Here is a 1,052-nt window from a genome sequence, read left to right on the forward strand (position 1 = left end):
GTTGGTAGGGGTCGACGTGGTCGATGTCGGTGCCGGCGCGTCGGTCGCCGCGGGTGGAGTGGGGGAACGGTTCGAAGGGGTTGATCAGGTGGATCCGTTCGCGGAGCCAGTGGGGGTGTTCGTAGGCGTTGACGTTCACGTGGTCGTTGAGGTCGATCACCGGCTTGATGGTGACGTGCGCGTTGGTGACGATCTCCTTGACGTGGTCGTACAGGCGGGGACCGCCGCCGTCTTCGACACGCGCGACACCCATGCCTTCACCGCTGGTCCCATCGAGGGCTGTTTGGTGGAGGTGGATGTAGACCACGGCCTGGGGGCGGAGTTTGGCGGGGTCGATGCTGCGGAGGGTGTCGAGGAGGCGGGTGGGGAAGCCTCGTACCCACCCAGAACCAGGCTCCCCATCCTCGGGCGCGTCTTCGGGTTCGTCGCCGTCGTCGACTGGTGCCGCCTCGGCGTCCTCGGGCACGGCCCCTGACTCCTCGCCACTGCACGCGCCGTCCGTGTCAACACGTGCCGACTCGGCGACCTGCTCGTCAACACGTGCCGACTCGGGGTCCTCCTCGTCAACTCGTGCCGACTCGGGGTCCTCCTCGTCAACACGTGCCGCCTCGGCGTCGTCGTCGTGGTCGGGTTGGGCGTGCTCGAGGAGCAGCGCCAGCAGCTCCGCGGGCCGCGCCAGCCATCCGAAGGCCTCCGAGCGGCGCAGGTCCACGTCACGTTCGGGGGCACCCGTGGCGGTGTCGCGTACGGCGAGGATCTCAGCGACCCGCCCGATCAGCGCATCAACCCAGACCGCGTCCCCATGCTCCACACGCGCGATCACATGCCGCAGACCGGCCTCATCCACCCGCCCCACCGACACATACCGGCGGGCACGTTCGGTGGCGATGCGCCGAGCATGCTCCTCAGGGTTGGCCTCGATGACCTTCGCCTCCACCAGGGTGAACAAGCGACCCGGCTGCTCACCGGCGAGCGCATCCGCGACGGCGGCGTCCACGTAGCCGGCCTCGGCGTGGGTGAGGTGACGGGTCATCCGCGCCACCCGCCGTGCC

At 69.4% G+C, this 1,052-nt stretch carries 1 pseudogene; it reads right to left on the reverse strand.

The annotated features are described in order from the left end of the window. A pseudogene (locus Q9R27_RS18710) lies at positions 1 to 1,033 on the reverse strand (hypothetical protein); the annotation flags it as partial. Between the last annotated feature and the right edge of the window lie 19 nt (positions 1,034 to 1,052).

The sequence above is a fragment of the Nocardioides sp. AE5 genome, assembly GCF_031844485.1.
Taxonomy (GTDB): Bacteria; Actinomycetota; Actinomycetes; order Propionibacteriales; family Nocardioidaceae; genus Nocardioides.